This window comes from Paenibacillus sp. L3-i20 (assembly GCF_022180385.2).
Lineage (GTDB): Bacteria > Bacillota > Bacilli > Paenibacillales > Paenibacillaceae > Pristimantibacillus.
Genome location: NZ_BQME02000001.1, coordinates 63,767 through 78,734, shown reverse-complemented (window position 1 = coordinate 78,734; position 14,968 = coordinate 63,767). Strand labels below are relative to the sequence as shown.

At 41.3% G+C, this 14,968-nt stretch carries 14 protein-coding genes; 12 read left to right on the top strand and 2 right to left on the bottom strand.

Going from position 1 to position 14,968, the window contains the following annotated elements:
• The first annotated feature begins 368 nt into the window (after positions 1 to 368).
• From hisS to MFF31_RS00340, 12 genes are all read left to right on the top strand, one after another.
• The gene (hisS, locus tag MFF31_RS00395) at positions 369 to 1,616 is read left to right on the top strand and encodes a histidine--tRNA ligase (protein WP_238186207.1); all 1,248 of its coding nucleotides are present in this window, start codon (positions 369 to 371) and stop codon (positions 1,614 to 1,616) included.
• 56 nt (positions 1,617 to 1,672) lie between these two features.
• Complete coding sequence (aspS, locus tag MFF31_RS00390; RefSeq protein WP_238188428.1) at positions 1,673 to 3,487, top strand: aspartate--tRNA ligase; 1,815 nt, start codon at positions 1,673 to 1,675, stop codon at positions 3,485 to 3,487.
• 30 nt (positions 3,488 to 3,517) lie between these two features.
• Complete coding sequence (locus tag MFF31_RS00385; RefSeq protein ID WP_238186206.1) at positions 3,518 to 4,279, top strand: tRNA threonylcarbamoyladenosine dehydratase; 762 nt, start codon at positions 3,518 to 3,520, stop codon at positions 4,277 to 4,279.
• Positions 4,280 to 5,366: 1,087 nt separating this feature from the next.
• Entirely contained in the window at positions 5,367 to 7,571 is a 2,205-nt protein-coding gene (locus MFF31_RS00380) for a 5'-nucleotidase C-terminal domain-containing protein (protein ID WP_375541291.1), read from the top strand.
• Positions 7,572 to 7,671: 100 nt separating this feature from the next.
• Positions 7,672 to 7,815 (top strand): hypothetical protein, encoded by a 144-nt coding sequence (locus tag MFF31_RS00375; RefSeq protein WP_248565368.1) that lies wholly within the window; start codon positions 7,672 to 7,674, stop codon positions 7,813 to 7,815.
• A 220-nt stretch (positions 7,816 to 8,035) separates the two neighbouring features.
• Positions 8,036 to 8,383: a VOC family protein gene (locus MFF31_RS00370; RefSeq protein WP_238186204.1), complete on the top strand. Its 348-nt coding sequence runs from the start codon at positions 8,036 to 8,038 to the stop codon at positions 8,381 to 8,383.
• Positions 8,383 to 9,138 (top strand): class I SAM-dependent methyltransferase, encoded by a 756-nt coding sequence (locus MFF31_RS00365; protein WP_238186203.1) that lies wholly within the window; start codon positions 8,383 to 8,385, stop codon positions 9,136 to 9,138. Before MFF31_RS00370 ends, MFF31_RS00365 begins: the two co-directional genes overlap by 1 nt.
• Before the next feature lie 136 nt (positions 9,139 to 9,274).
• Positions 9,275 to 10,579 carry a replication-associated recombination protein A gene (locus MFF31_RS00360; protein WP_238186202.1) on the top strand — a complete coding sequence of 435 codons (1,305 nt, stop codon included), beginning with the start codon at positions 9,275 to 9,277 and terminating at the stop codon, positions 10,577 to 10,579.
• A 35-nt stretch (positions 10,580 to 10,614) separates the two neighbouring features.
• Entirely contained in the window at positions 10,615 to 11,142 is a 528-nt protein-coding gene (locus MFF31_RS00355) for a GNAT family N-acetyltransferase (RefSeq protein WP_238186201.1), read from the top strand.
• Between the two features lie 153 nt (positions 11,143 to 11,295).
• Positions 11,296 to 11,709 carry a BlaI/MecI/CopY family transcriptional regulator gene (locus MFF31_RS00350; protein WP_238186200.1) on the top strand — a complete coding sequence of 138 codons (414 nt, stop codon included), beginning with the start codon at positions 11,296 to 11,298 and terminating at the stop codon, positions 11,707 to 11,709.
• Positions 11,706 to 12,584, top strand: a complete 879-nt coding sequence (locus MFF31_RS00345; protein ID WP_238186199.1) for a M56 family metallopeptidase — start codon at positions 11,706 to 11,708, stop codon at positions 12,582 to 12,584. Before MFF31_RS00350 ends, MFF31_RS00345 begins: the two co-directional genes overlap by 4 nt.
• A 46-nt stretch (positions 12,585 to 12,630) precedes the next feature.
• Positions 12,631 to 13,176: a YdhK family protein gene (locus MFF31_RS00340; protein ID WP_238186198.1), complete on the top strand. Its 546-nt coding sequence runs from the start codon at positions 12,631 to 12,633 to the stop codon at positions 13,174 to 13,176.
• A gap of 103 nt (positions 13,177 to 13,279) precedes the next feature.
• Here MFF31_RS00340 and MFF31_RS00335 read toward each other — a convergent pair whose 3' ends face one another.
• Together MFF31_RS00335 and MFF31_RS00330 are read right to left on the bottom strand one after the other, a co-directional pair.
• Positions 13,280 to 14,365: a copper resistance D family protein gene (locus MFF31_RS00335; protein ID WP_238186197.1), complete on the bottom strand. Its 1,086-nt coding sequence runs from the start codon at positions 14,363 to 14,365 to the stop codon at positions 13,280 to 13,282.
• On the bottom strand, positions 14,365 to 14,925 hold the full coding sequence (locus MFF31_RS00330) for a copper resistance CopC family protein (protein WP_238186196.1): 561 nt from the start codon (positions 14,923 to 14,925) through the stop codon (positions 14,365 to 14,367). Before MFF31_RS00330 ends, MFF31_RS00335 begins: the two co-directional genes overlap by 1 nt.
• Between the last annotated feature and the right edge of the window lie 43 nt (positions 14,926 to 14,968).

Genomic DNA, 14,968 nt, shown 5'->3' with positions numbered 1-14,968 from the left:
ACAATCAGAATAATTAAATAGAGATTCATTGACGGGAAGAAGTAATTTTACACGTGATACACAGAGAGGGATGCCAATTGGCTGCAAGCATCCTTATACCGGTAGAATGAAAGACCTCCCTGAGAACAGACGGCGAACGGCAGAACGACGCTTTATGCGACGAACCTCCTCACTAGCTGTACTGCGTATAACGGACGTTACCCGTTTTGAAGCGAGTGTTCTAGTTTGATTGAACCACTCGGAATGTGGGTGGTACCACGGGAGATATACTCTCGTCCCTACGGCGATGCCGTTAGGAGCGGGAGTTTTTTGTTTTCAAAAATAGGTATAGGAATCATTTGTGAAGGAATAAGTGAGGAGGTATTGTTATGAAATTTCAAAAATCACCTGGAACACAGGATATTTTGCCAGGTTCAGTTGAGAAATGGCAATTCATCGAGGATAAAGCTCGTGACATTTGCAGACGGTTCAACTTCCGTGAAATTCGTACGCCAATCTTTGAGTCGACAGACCTGTTTCGCAGAGGTGTTGGTGAAACAACGGATATTGTCGAAAAAGAGATGTATACGTTCATCGATCGCGGCGATCGCAGTCTAACGCTTCGTCCTGAAGGAACAGCGGGTGTTGTACGCTCCTATGTGGAGAACAAGTTGTTTGGCGATCCTGAAGTAAGTAAGTTGTTTTATGTCGGACCTATGTTTCGTTATGAACGTGCTCAAGCAGGACGTTATCGTCAATTCCACCAGTTCGGCATAGAAGCGATTGGTTCTGTTGAGCCAGCTTTGGATGCAGAAGTGATTGCTCTTGGCTACACGTTTTTTACTGAGATTGGTCTTAAGGGAGTAGGAGTAGAAATCAACTCGGTTGGAACGCCTGCTGTGAGAGCGGCATTCAGGGAGAAGCTATTGGCATTTTTGGAGCCGAAGCGAGAGATTCTTTGCAAAGATTGTCAATCTCGTATTGACCGTAACCCGCTTCGTGTGCTGGATTGCAAAGTGGATCAGCAACACTTCACTGATGCGCCGTCCATTCTGGATAGTTTGGATGAAGAGTGCAGCATTCACTTCGAGAAAGTGAAGCAAAGCTTGACTGATATGGAAATTCCGTTCACGATCAATCACCGTCTAGTTCGTGGATTGGACTACTATACACACACAGCATTTGAGTACAAAGCCGAAGGCATTGGCGCTATTGATACGATTGGCGGCGGCGGTAGATACAATGGCTTAGTTTCCGACATTGGCGGTCCAGAACAGCCGGGCGTCGGTTTAGGGCTTGGCTTAGAGCGAGCAGTATTGCTGCTGGAGCACCAACAAACGGAGCTTCCTAATTTGAATGAAATTGATGTTTACATCGTTGCATTAGGTGAAGCAGCAGACAGAGAAGCTACTAAGCTGGTGCATCAGCTAAGACGTCAAGGCATTCGAGCGGAACGTGATTATCAAGGTCGTAAGATGAAGGCACAACTTAAATCCGCTGATCGTCTAGGTGCACGTTTTACAGCGATTTTGGGCGATGACGAGATTGCTCGTGGAGAAATAGCGCTTAAAGATATGTCCAAAGGTGAACAACGCATGGTTGCTTTTACAGCAATAGCTCAAGAGATTAAAGGTTAATCAATAGTCATTTAGTCTATACAATTAAAATGAGACGAGGAGAATAATACATGACGATGCTAAAAACGCATAACTGCGGAACATTAACAAAAGCAGAAGTAGGACAAACAGTAACTTTGAACGGATGGGTACAACGTCGCCGCGATTTGGGTGGCGTATTGTTTATTGACTTGCGTGACCGTACAGGAATTGTTCAAGTTGTATTCAACCCTGATTTTTCAGGCGATGCTCTAGCTGTTGCAGATCGCGCTCGTAACGAGTTTGTCCTTGCAGTTAAAGGTGAAGTAGTTGAACGTAACCCGGAAACATTTAATGCAAACCTTGCTACTGGTGAGATCGAAATTCGCGTAACAGAAATCGAAGTGTTGAATGCAGCCAAAACACCTCCGTTCCCAATCGAAGATGGAGTAGAGGTAGATGAATCCCTTCGCTTGAAATATCGTTACCTTGACCTGCGTCGTCCTGAGATGCAAAAAACGTTGTTGCTTCGTTCAAAAGCAGCTAAAATATTCCGTGACTACTTGGATGGCGAAAACTTTATCGAAGTAGAAACACCAATTTTGACAAAGAGTACTCCAGAAGGCGCTCGTGATTATTTGGTACCAAGCCGTGTGCATGAAGGCGAGTTTTTCGCTTTGCCGCAATCGCCGCAAATTTTCAAGCAGTTGCTAATGGTAGGTGGACTTGAGCGTTATTATCAAATCGCACGTTGTTTCCGCGATGAGGATCTACGCGCAGACCGTCAACCTGAGTTCACGCAAGTCGACATTGAAACATCTTTCCTTTCCCAAGATCAGTTGCTTGGTATGATGGAAGAGTTGTCTGCTAAATTGCTTCGTGAGACGATTAATGTTGAAATAGAGCTTCCATTCCAACGCATCACTTATGCAGATGCAATGAACAAATATGGTTCAGATAAACCAGATCTTCGTTTCGGTCTTGAAATTGAAGATATTACAGATATCGTTGCAAGCAGCGACGTGAAAGTATTCGCAAGCGTTGCAGCTGGCGGTGGTGTTGTTAAAGCACTAAACGCTAAAGGCTGCGCTAGCTGGAGCCGTAAGGAACTAGATGATCTACAGCCGTTTGCAGCTCGCTACGGTGGTAAAGGTCTTGCTTGGATTCAAGTGAAGGACGGCGAATGGCGCGGTCCAATCGTGAAGTTCCTTAAGCCGGAAGAAATTGCTGCTCTTACAGAGCGTCTACAAGTTGAAGATGGCGACTTGCTTACTTTCTCGGCTGACAAAGCAAAAGTAGTTGCAGATGTTCTTGGCAACTTGCGCCTGAAGCTTGGTCGTGACCTTAAACTAATCGACAATTCCAAATTCAAATTTGCTTGGGTTGTTGACTTCCCGCTACTTGGTTGGGATGAAGATGCGAAGCGTTACGTTGCAGAACATCATCCGTTCACACGTCCAAACGAAGAAGATCTTCATTACTTCGATACTGATCCAGGCAAAATCCGTGCACAAGCTTATGACCTTGTGTTGAACGGATATGAAGTTGGCGGCGGTTCAATGCGTATTTACAAACGTGAAGTTCAAGAGCAAATGTTCCAAGCACTTGGTTTCTCGAAAGAAGAAGCGCAAGAAAGATTCGGCTTCTTGCTTGATGCATTTGAATACGGAACACCTCCACATGGCGGTATTGCATTCGGATTTGACCGCTTGGTAATGTTGCTGACTGGTCGCACGAATCTAAGAGAAACGATTGCATTCCCTAAAACAGCGAGTGCTACGGATCTACTATGTGATGCGCCATCTGAAGTTGAACTTTCTCAGCTTGAGCAGCTTCATATTCGTACAGTTCTTAAGCCTAAGCCAGTAGCTGCAGCGGCAGTTGCTGCTCCAGCTGAAGGCACTGATAAATAACGTTCCAGGTAAAAAGGAGACGGCAGCCCTATGCTACACCAATTTTCACGAACTGAGCTGGCGATAGGCCCTGAGGGACTTGAGCTGATGAAAAGGAGCACGGTTGCCGTGCTCGGCATCGGCGGCGTTGGCTCTATCGCAGCGGAGGCGCTGGCAAGAACAGGCGTCGGCCGCATTATATTAATCGACAAAGATGTTGTCGATATTACGAATATTAACCGTCAAATTATGGCGCTTACGACTACGGTAGGTCAGCCGAAAGCTGACCTGATGCGTGATCGTATTAAGTTGATCAATCCTGAATGTGATGTCATTTCATTGCGTATGTTCTATACGGAAGAAACCTATGAGCAACTGTTTGAATATGAGCTTGATTATGTTGTAGATGCTTCGGATACGATCATCTATAAAATTCATCTCATCAAACAATGTTTGGAGCGGGGCATTCCTGTTATTTCGAGCATGGGTGCAGCGAACAAGATGGACCCGTCGAGATTCAAAGTTGCGGATATTTCCAAGACGCATACGGACCCGATCGCTCGCGTCGTAAGAACTAAGCTGCGCAAGGATGGTATTAAGAAGGGCGTTAAGGTTGTATTCTCCGACGAGGAACCAATGAAACCTCGTGAGGACGTTACCCAGCGTATCGTACCTGACAATGCACCTGAGATACGTAAAGCACAGCAACCTCCTGCAAGTAATGCATTCGTTCCACCAGTCGCAGGACTCATCATGGTAAGTGTAGTGGTGAAGGATCTGCTAGTCATTGGTGAATCGAAGGCGCAAGGGTAGAATAACAGTGAAAAGACGTTGCCGCAGATAATGTGCTGGCAGCGTCTTTTTTTTACGTTCGAAAATAGTTAGATAGATTTATTAAGAAAATATTTGAACTTAGTCAAGTTTTAAAAATAGTATGTTTTAGTGAAGTATTCTCTAAATATAGAGATATATTGTAAATTGAAAGGTATTACTCTTTAAGTGAAAGTTCATAAGCAAGAATCAGAGGCTAAGAGCAGTTTCACGAGTATGAAAAAATTTATGACAATAGATATTTTGTTATTTGGTGACACAAGTGGTTCTAAATATATACTATCTTTTACTTCGTCTAGATTGAGATTGCTAAATGGTGCCCCGTAAATTTATGAATTGTATCTCGTAATCCAGTTGATCTCGAGAACTTCATAAGCAAGATAATTACAATGTATTTACTTTTCTTGAGTTAATAAAATTATTTATTGGCTTTCTTTTTTTGCATAAAAAATACTCGAACTATGCCCAAAATTATAGCTATGCCTAGTAATATCAGATAAGAAAAGTTAGGCTCATTGAAAAGTACCAGATGTACTACATTGATTAAAACTAGAAATGTTATAACAAATTTAATAACAAAATTAGAATTCAAACGAACACACCCTTCTTACTTTATTTAGAACAAACCTTAATTCATAATGCTTTATAGGCATGGACTAATCCTAGCTCTGATGACTGATCCCATCCCGATTACTCAATATCTTCTGCAGCTTTAGTAATAATCCTTCTAAATCATAACTTTATAGTGTGGCCTCTGTTCGGGATTACATAAATGAGTAGTGTAAAACTTGTTCGCAAAAACAAGAAATAATCCGATAAGGCTTACAGAGAGAGGTGTCATGAATTCAGTATTTTATAATTGTTAGCATGAAAAATAATTATTACTATAACTATGTGCAAGACAGTTGTTTTACTATAGAATGAGTAAGTCGTTATCAGTGATAGGGGAAATATGGTAGATAACCTATTCGGGACAAACTTAATTGCTTTTTTGTACGGTAATCCAACACGCCGAAGGAGAGTCATCATGAAAGTTAAGAAAACAGTAAGTTTGGTCATTGCAGCTTTAATGTTTTTTGGAAGCGTTGTCACCTATGTCCCTGCATCTGTGAAAGCGGCAGAATCCGTTAACGAGGACACCCAGATTTCCATTTTAGGTACGTCGGATATTCATGGACGATTTATGCCATGGGATTATGCACTGGATGGTGCCAATCCAAGCGGAAGCTTAACGCAATTGTTTACGATTGTTAAAAATGTACGCAAAGAAAATCCGAATACGATTTTATTGGATGCAGGAGATATGATTCAAGGGAATTCCGCTGAGTTATTTAATGATCAGCCGAAGTCTCCAATGATGGTTGCAATGAATGAAATGAATTATGATGCATGGGTTATGGGTAATCATGAATTCAATTTTGGACTTGATGTATTCAAAAAGGTGACTTCCCAATATAAAGGCCAGATGCTTGCGGGCAACATTTATAAAGACAATGGAGATCGCTTCTTGCCGGCTTATACGATTATCGAAAAAGCTGGAATAAAGGTTGGTATTATCGGAATGGATACACCAATGACAACTGAATTTGAAAAGGGCACTGACCATTTGGATGGTCTCGTATTCAAAAATCCAGTTGAAGAAACGAAAAAAGCGATCAAAGAATTAGAAGGCAAAGTAGACGTAATGGTAGGTCTAATGCATATGGGGCTGGAAAATGAAAATGGTATTCCAGGCACAGGTGTAGCTGATATAGCTAAAGCTAACCCAGAGCTAGCTGCTATATTCGCTGGTCATATGCACAAACTGATTAAAGGGGAAACGGTAAACGGGGTTTTAATCGTAGAGCCGGATAAATACGGAACGCACGTTTCTCGTATTGACCTCACATTTACGAAACAAGGCGATAAATTTGTTCTGAAGGACAAAAAAGCAGCGGCAATGCCTGTTAAAGCTGAAGATGGAACGTTTGCTACATCAGATGCGGCTTTGGAAACTACGTTGCAACCGTATCATGATTTTGCTAGAGCTGATGCCAATATCGTAGTTGCTCAGCTTAAAGAAACGAACCTAGTACCTAAAAATGAGATTGACGGCATTCCTGCGGTGCAAATTCAGGAAACTCCGTTATCAGATTTTTTCCACGAGGTTATGCTCTATTATAGTAAAGCAGATGTAGTGGCTCACCAGATTGATAATGATAAGGCGAGATTGGATGTAGGTCCAATTAAGAAAAAGGATATTGCTTACAACTATCAATTCGCACTTGGTGAAGTGACTGTTTACGAAGTAACAGGTAAAGATTTAAAAGATTATATGGAATGGGCGGTTGGGTACTTTAACTCAACAAGACCTGGCGACGTAACCGTTAGTTTTGATAAAACACGTCGTGCTTCCAAATATAGTACTAATGACTTTTTTGGCGGCGTCAAATATGAAATAGACCTAACGAAGCCTAATGGCAGCCGAATTACAAACTTGCGTAAAATGGATGGTACATCTATCAAATCTGATGACGTAATCAAATTGGGTATGAATGCTTATCGAATGGATGCACTAAAAGCAAAAGGTGGAGCGCTTGAAGGACGGAAATTCGAGCAAGTTTGGTCTTCAAAGGATGCTAGCGCATTTGGCGAAATGGATGGAACAATTCGTAATCGTGCGATTGCTTATTTGAAAGATGTGAAAAAGGGTGTATACGAGCCTGTTATTCAAAACAACTGGAAAATTACAGGTGTCAATACGACTTCGCCTGCACGTAAAGATGTAGTCGAGCTAATTAATTCTGGCGTATTGGAAGTTCCTAAAACGGAAGATGGCAAATTTACGAATATAGCTTCCATTAACATTTTGGATGAGGTAACGAAGGAAGAAATCACTGCATTGTCACAAAAAGCAAATGTGAAACAGGAATTATTTGCCGGCATCAAAACTAAAGGTGAGTTTTATCAAAAGCTTAATGCTGCAATTAAAGCAGCTAAAGAGCCAAAACCAGAGCCTAAGCCAGAAGTGAAGCCAGAGCCTAAGCCACAACCTAAACCAGAAACAAAACCAGAAACAAAACCAACGGTAAAACCGGTCGTTAAGAAGGAAGCTAAAGTAACAGCATACTTTTTGAATGTTCGTGCTGAAGGTTCTGCAAAAGCGAAGATTTACACTGCCGTTCCGAAAGGCACTGTTTTTGAAGTGTTAGGAACTGAACACGGCTGGGTGAAAGTAACTTATAATGGAAACGTTGCTTATGTGTATGGCGAATATGTAGAGATGCTGAAATAATTGAAGAATGCTTAAAAATCAATATGATGATCAGTACTTGATTTATTGTGGACTTATTTTAAAGGACATAGCTTCCGTTATCTGAACATATCGATTCAACATGGGCTTCGTGAACATGGATACTCTATTGGTCCGAGTGGAAGTTCATTTGCAAAACGTTCCGCTTAAAAAGACTCTTATGTTCGCGAGCAGCTCGAAATACGCTAGTTTGTCTCAAATCAATAACGCCATCTGGATTCGTTAGAGGGATGTCGATTATAATCAATACTGAAAACTAAGATTCTATAATGAAACGCAACCCGCGAGATGAGTACTCTGACAAGAGCTACTTATTTCACGGGTTATTTTGTTTTGATCCATATGTACGTTTACGAACGACAATTTGGTATTGTATTACATTTGAAAAAGGAGTAATATATTCTTAAATATGAAACTTTGTTTCATCTAATGAAACAAAGGGAAGTGTGGTTGCTCAATCTCTAACACACAAAAATGCAGTTGCTTTATCTCTAACATACAAAAGTGCACTTACTCTTTCTCTAATATACAAAAATTGGTTTGTTTGTGGAAGCCATGAAGTTCATATTGGTGTTCAGCAAGATTTTCATGCCGCGCGCAAAGCTCATCCTGCATTTGCTGTTCGCAACTTACATTTGCTAAAAAATCATTTACTCGGTCAAGGCATGACAATCATTGAAGATGAGCATAGAAAAGAAGAAGGGTATTATAGATTTTTCTTGAATGATCCGTTCGGAAATCGAATGGAGTTTCTAGAGCTAGTTGAACTGAATATAGAGGGAGTTGAAGGCTAATGAATAGCAAAGAAATATTTTCTAACCGAGTGGATGACTATGTGAAATACCGCCCTACTTATCCGAAAGAAGCGCTAGATTTTTTGTATGAGGAAGTTGGTTTCAAAGCGGACAGTGTAATTGCAGATCTCGGAGCAGGTACAGGTAAATTCTCAAAGCTGCTATTGGAGAGAGGCAGTGAAGTGATTGGAGTCGAGCCCAATAAAGCGATGGCTGAAGCAGCGACTGCATCGTTGAAAGGGGAAGCACGCTATCGTCAAGTGAATGGTGCTGGTGAACATACCGGGTTACCGTCTCAATCAGTTGATTTCATCGTATGCGCACAAGCCTATCACTGGTTTGATCGTGATGGGGCTAGAACAGAATTTCAACGCATTCTTAATCCGAATGGAAAAGTCGTTTTGATCTGGAACTCACGGAAACTAACCGGTTCACCGTTTCTTGAGCGATATGAGCAGCTGCTTAGAACTTATGGAACGGATTATGAGAAAGTATCCCACAAAAATATTACGATCGAGACGTTAAGACCTTATTTTTCAAATGATAGTCTTAAACTAAATCAATTCTCATACGATCAACAGCTGGACGAAGCTGCGCTGAAGGGAAGATTGTTGTCTTCCTCTTATACTCCAGCAGCAGGCCATCCCGATCACGAGCCGATGATTGCTGAGTTAAGCAATATATTTAAGGATACGCAAAGCGGCGGTGTAGTTGCATTCGAATATGTGACTGAACTCTATTGGGGCGAAGTATAGGAGACGAAGGAAACTCATCATTCATAGAAGTGATAGAAGAAAAGCGAATGTCCTCTGAAGACGGATGAATGTGGCGAACATTTGTGCTTGTATGCTATGATCATGGTATACCATCATAAAAGGATTGAGCGCTGGCATGGATCTGTTTACTTATCAGGAAGAGGAATTGCCTCGAGCGCGCCTGCTGGCGGATCGTATGCGCCCGCAGACGCTCGATGAATATATAGGACAAGAACATATTGTAGGTCAAGGCAAGCTGCTTAGACGGGCGATTGAAGGGGACCAAGTATCGTCCATTTTGCTATATGGTCCTCCAGGTTGTGGGAAGACGACGCTTGCTCATATCATTTCGATGAAGACGGAAGGGGATTTCGTCAAGCTCAATGCGGTTGAGGCTTCGGTTAAGGATGTTCGGGAAGTAATAGACCGGGCCCGGAGCAACAAAACTTTATACGGGAAAAAGACGATTTTATTTCTCGATGAAGTACATCGCTTTAACACCTCCCGTCAAGATGCATTGCTTCCAGCTGTTGAGCAAGGAATTATAATATTTATCGGCGCTACAACGGAAAATCCGTTCCATCATGTGAATGGCGCTCTCTTGTCCCGCTCCACTTTATTTCAACTAGAAGCATTAGAAGAGAAGCATTCGCTTGACGCTATGAATAGAGCAATTGCGGATCGTGAGCGCGGCCTTGGATTTATGACGCTGCATGTGGAGGAAGAAGCGCTTGAACATATTGCAGCCATGTCTGGCGGAGATATTAGGCGTTCTTTAAATGCGCTTGAGCTTGCAGCAGTTACAACACCTTCCGAACCGGATGGTTCTGTGAGAATTACATTAGAAGTGGCACAAGAATCTGTTCGAAAGCCATCCATTCGGGCCGATCTGTCTACACAATATGATGTGCTGTCAGCATTTCATAAAAGTGTGAGAGGTTCAAGCGATGCGGCGTTGTATTGGTTTTTGTATGCAGTAGAAAGACTTGGGATGGACCCAATGACTTTCCTAAGAAGGCTGATCGTTGCTTGCAGTGAGGATATTGGATTGGCAAATCCACAAGCAATGGTGCAAGCTGTGACAGCGATGGATGCTTATCATAAAATCGGTTGGCCTGAAGCCAAATACAACATTGCACAAGCGATTTTATTTGCAGTTGAGAGTCCGAAGTCCAACGCAACAGCCGTTGCAATCGGCAATGTCATGTCGGCTATCGAAAGAAGCGGAAATGCAGAAGTGCCGCTCCATCTTCGCGATACACATTACAAAGGTGCAGCAGAGCTTGGACATGGTGGATATCAATATCCACATGACTTTCCTAACCACTATGTGAAGCAGCAATATTTGCCTGATCCACTTGCTAAGGCAGTATTTTATAAAGCTTCCGATCAAGGTATGGAGGATAAAATAAAACAAAATCAACAGCGACGCTTGAAGTGAAGTTTGTTCCCAAATTCTTTATTCGGAGGTGTGCAATGATTTATATAGAAACGGCGAGATTGCAATTACGTGACTGGGAACAACGAGATTTAGAGCCATTTAGTCAACTAAATGCAGATGAAGAAGTTATGACTTATTTTCCAAAAACGTTGTCTATCGAGGAAACTGAAACATTTTATCAATCCATTATGTCGGAGTTCAAAGACAGTGGATTTGGGTTGTATGCGGTGGAAGTGAAGGAAAACAAAGAGTATATCGGGTTTATAGGATTTCATAAGGCAATATTTGCGGCTGATTTTACACCTTGCATAGAAATTGCTTGGCGATTGAAGCGGGATGCTTGGGGAAAAGGGTATGCGACAGAAGGAGCGGCAGCCTGTTTGCAGTATGGATTTGGTGAATTAGGTTTTAAAGATATTTATAGCTTCACAGCTGATATTAATACTCCCTCCAAAAAAGTGATGCAAAAAATCGGTATGAAGTTTGTAAATGAATTCAACCATCCTAAAGTTGAGAAGGGTAGCCCTCTCTATAAGCATGTTTTATATCATGTTAGCCAATAATAGATTAGTAATGAAGATCAATAGTGGTATCAAACAAACAGCGTCTTTTTATAAGGCGTTTTTTTTGTGATTAAAAAATGGAAAAAAGCTAAATTTGACATTCCACCTCCATTTCACTACAATATGTAGTGAAATGGAGGTGGAGGAGAAAGAATGAGTAATTACAAGGCTGATGGAGAAGGTTTAACACAGTTTTTTGGGGCATTAGAAGCAAAAATTATGAATGTTCTTTGGAATTCTAAGCCGCTCACGATTAAGGAAGTGCAAGCGCGATTAGAGCCGGAAAAGTCAGTTGCGTTTAACACGGTTATGACGGTCATGAACCGTTTAGTTGAAAAAGGTCATTTGCGCAAAGAAGTAAAAGCTAGGAATGGCTTGTTTGAGCCGATACAAACAAAAGAACTGTTTTTGGAAGAGCAAACAAAAGCAGTTGCTACTGGGTTAATCCAAGAGTTTGGTAACATTGCTGTTTCACAATTTGTAGAAGCTATCGAAGACATCGAACCATCATTGCTTGAGCAGCTTGAGAAGAAGCTGAATGAAGCGAGGGAACGTAGACAAAAATGAAAACAAAAATAAAACCATCTATCGGAATGATAGCGGCTTTTGCAGTTGTCTCTATGTGCGGTCTGTTTATTATTTTTCAAATGGTTATCTTTTTTTTGCATCACTTTACAAACTTATCTCTGCCTTGGCTCACAATGAGTAATATGACAAGCCAGCAATCCATAATCGGGACAAGCATCACCGTTGCTTTTGTTATGCTTCTTCTGAAAGTAATACCAGCATTCAGTTTACGTGTTTATCGTACGATCCAATTCAAACATCGGCTGTTATCATGTAGGGATAATGTATTAACAACGACTATTAACAAACAATTTTCATTGTACGGAAATAGGGTTGTCGTCATTAACGAACCAAGCTTCGTCGCATTAACGATTGGTTTTTTTAGCCCGATCATTATCATCTCTTCACAAGTGATCCAGCATTTCACTAAGCAAGAACTTGAGTCGATTTTGCTGCATGAATATCATCATGTAAATATGCGTGATCCTTTGAAGAAGGTAATCGTTGATTTGTTCGGGGAGTTTGTTTTTTTTGTACCGTTAATGAAAAGGTTGACGGCTTATTATCACACTAAGGTGGAGTTATTAGCAGATCGATTTGCTATAGAAATGATGAAGTCTAGCGAACCCTTGGGGTTTGCAATTTTAAAATTGGCAAAACTAAATGTAAAAGAGAGATCCTCCTATTTTGTTAGTGGATTTACAGAAGCTACTAACAATTACCGCATTCAGCAAATACTTGAGCCTGATGAAGAAATACGATTTTCGGTATTTCAGCCGCGATCGGTATCGGTTTCTATCATTGTATGGAGTCTTAATATCGGCTTGTTTATTAGCTGTTTGAGCAGTGAGGTATTGATGCATACGATTCTATAATAAATGCACGGAGAAAGTACATACAACAAAATGGAGTGGATAATTGATGAAAAAAAAGATAATTATTTTTGGTATAGCAGCTGCATTAGTATTGAGTGGTTGCGGTAAAGAATCTAATGGAGAAAAAGTTGAAGGCAACATGGGTGGAATGGATCACGGATCACATTCCAGCTCTGGTGAAGTTCCGGAAACTCTTGAAGCAGCAAAAAATCCACTATACCCAGTCGGCAGTAAAGCAACGATAAAATCAGATCATATGCATGGAATGAATGGGGCAGAAGCGACGATCGTAGGAGCATATGCTACTACTGTTTATGCTATTTCATATACACCTACTACAGGCGGGGATCGTGTAACGAATCATAAGTGGATTATCCACGAAGAAATCAAAAGTGGAAGCAATGAGCCGTATAAACCAGGAGCAGAAGTTGTGATAGACGCTGACCATATGCCTGGAATGAAAGATGCAGTTGCGATTATTGATACTGCCGAACAAACGACAATCTATATGGTTGATTACACGCCAACAACAGGCGGGGAGAAAGTGACCAATCACAAATGGGTGTCAGAAAGCGAGCTTGCAGCTAAATAAAGAATAATCTGATAGAATATCAAAAACCCATCAACTCCACATTTATATGTGAAGAGGATGGGTTTTTTGAAACGACAATCATTTGTAAGTTTGATATCACTTCTTATGCAATGGAAAACATGAGGCCGAAATAAACAAATACTGCTGATAACATCCCCATTATAAAAGAAGGAATAAGTCGATTTGATTTGTGGGTCCAAATAACGCCGGCAATCATAAGTAGTGCAGCGACAAACATTAAAACACTTTCCATATGCAAAGTAAATTGTAATAACATATCAGGGCTAAATGATCCTTTGTATATGGCCGTGAAAAGTGGTGAAGGAGAGACAGTTTGCAGCGTTTCCTGAATCTTATGCGGCGGTGCTTGTTGCCCTAATATAGCGGTCGCACCCAGTACAAGAAGAGCAATAACACTTTCTACCTTCAGCCATCTCTTAGGATTAAATCCACTATTCAGCTTTGCCGTTCGCTTATAGCCGAACCCGTTTGTATAGGCAAATAAGAGCAAAGGCAAGATGAGTACATGTTTAATGAGCAACATTTGCCCATATGGAATCATCCAAGCATTAACGTATTGAGGTGTTGTAAAAGTCATTAAAGTAAAGCCTGCAAGTAAAGTAACAATTACCGCACCAATTGCAACCGGGGAAAACCAGTTTAGGAAAGCGGGCCAGTTCCGTTCATCCTTTGAAAACCAACTAACGACAAATAATATGCCGATCCATACGCTGAATGCTAAGAAATGTGCCGTATGAACGACTAGTCCTTTGAGTGAGCTTAACGCAGAAGCATGGCTTGCATAACCTAACCATACAATTAGCAGAAAGGTAACAAATAAAGCTACCTTCGGCATGTGCTTGTCGTTGCGGAACGATTTGAGACCAAGTAGAACAACGAGTCCGCTTGAGCCGACTAAAGTCCATATCCAAGCTTTTCCCGAGTTAACGTCAAGCAATATGCTTTTTAGCATATCAATATAAGCTAGTTCAAAGTTTTTTGCGAATAGTTGAGCTAACTGGTGAATTGGAACGAAGGATAATATCGGAATTGCAATTGCACATGCGAGTAGCAAAGTATTCGGCACATGAACAGTGGGCCGCACATGCTCCGGCACAAGCCGGAGCAGCAATGCTCCTATTAGAATGGCAAAGCAAATGTACAATAATCCTTCAGAGAGGTAAATCATTATTTGCGCCTCCGTAGCAGCATAACAATTGCAGCAGCGACAAAGATGATACCTGCGACAATAAGGATTGAACTAAAGTTTGAACCCTTCTCTTCCGTAGAATCAACAGGTGCCTTTGTTGGCTCTGGTGCTACAGTTGGTGAAGGTGATGGAGTAGCACTTGGTTCTGTACTAGTTGTTGCATCCGGAGACGGCTCAGCTGTAGCAGGTGCATTTACCGTAAAGGAATAATCACCATCTACTGAATGACCATCTGCTCCAATAATTGTCCATTTAATTGTGTACGTTCCATTTTCAAGCGTGTCTGTTAGGGAGCCCTTCATACTAGAGCCGTTCACTTCTGCTTTACTAGTTTTGATCTGATCACCAGCAGCATTAAGCAATTTAAAGTTGCTGAGTGATTCAATTTTTGTGTCGAAGCTCATCTCAATTGTAGTTGGAGATACCTCTACTGTAGAATCTTTGGCTGGGACTGCTGATTCTAGCTTGGAATGAGCCATAGCTGCTCCAGGGATAAGAAGAATCAACGTTAAAAGCATAAATACAATTCGTTTCATCATTATAAAATGCCACCTTTCATCTGTTGCGAACATTCGATTTCGC

Bases quoted from the DNA above. Each gene is read 5' to 3' on its own strand.
- hisS (WP_238186207.1), top strand. From the start codon at position 369: ATGAAATTTCAAAAATCACCTGGAACACAGGATATTTTGCCAGGTTCA.
- aspS (WP_238188428.1), top strand. From the start codon at position 1,673: ATGCTAAAAACGCATAACTGCGGAACATTAACAAAAGCAGAAGTAGGA.
- MFF31_RS00385 (WP_238186206.1), top strand. From the start codon at position 3,518: ATGCTACACCAATTTTCACGAACTGAGCTGGCGATAGGCCCTGAGGGA.
- MFF31_RS00380 (WP_375541291.1), top strand. From the start codon at position 5,367: ATGTTTTTTGGAAGCGTTGTCACCTATGTCCCTGCATCTGTGAAAGCG.
- MFF31_RS00375 (WP_248565368.1), top strand. From the start codon at position 7,672: ATGGGCTTCGTGAACATGGATACTCTATTGGTCCGAGTGGAAGTTCAT.
- MFF31_RS00365 (WP_238186203.1), top strand. From the start codon at position 8,383: ATGAATAGCAAAGAAATATTTTCTAACCGAGTGGATGACTATGTGAAA.
- MFF31_RS00360 (WP_238186202.1), top strand. From the start codon at position 9,275: ATGGATCTGTTTACTTATCAGGAAGAGGAATTGCCTCGAGCGCGCCTG.
- MFF31_RS00355 (WP_238186201.1), top strand. From the start codon at position 10,615: ATGATTTATATAGAAACGGCGAGATTGCAATTACGTGACTGGGAACAA.
- MFF31_RS00350 (WP_238186200.1), top strand. From the start codon at position 11,296: ATGAGTAATTACAAGGCTGATGGAGAAGGTTTAACACAGTTTTTTGGG.
- MFF31_RS00345 (WP_238186199.1), top strand. From the start codon at position 11,706: ATGAAAACAAAAATAAAACCATCTATCGGAATGATAGCGGCTTTTGCA.
- MFF31_RS00340 (WP_238186198.1), top strand. From the start codon at position 12,631: ATGAAAAAAAAGATAATTATTTTTGGTATAGCAGCTGCATTAGTATTG.
- MFF31_RS00335 (WP_238186197.1), bottom strand. From the start codon at position 14,365: ATGATTTACCTCTCTGAAGGATTATTGTACATTTGCTTTGCCATTCTA.
- MFF31_RS00330 (WP_238186196.1), bottom strand. From the start codon at position 14,925: ATGATGAAACGAATTGTATTTATGCTTTTAACGTTGATTCTTCTTATC.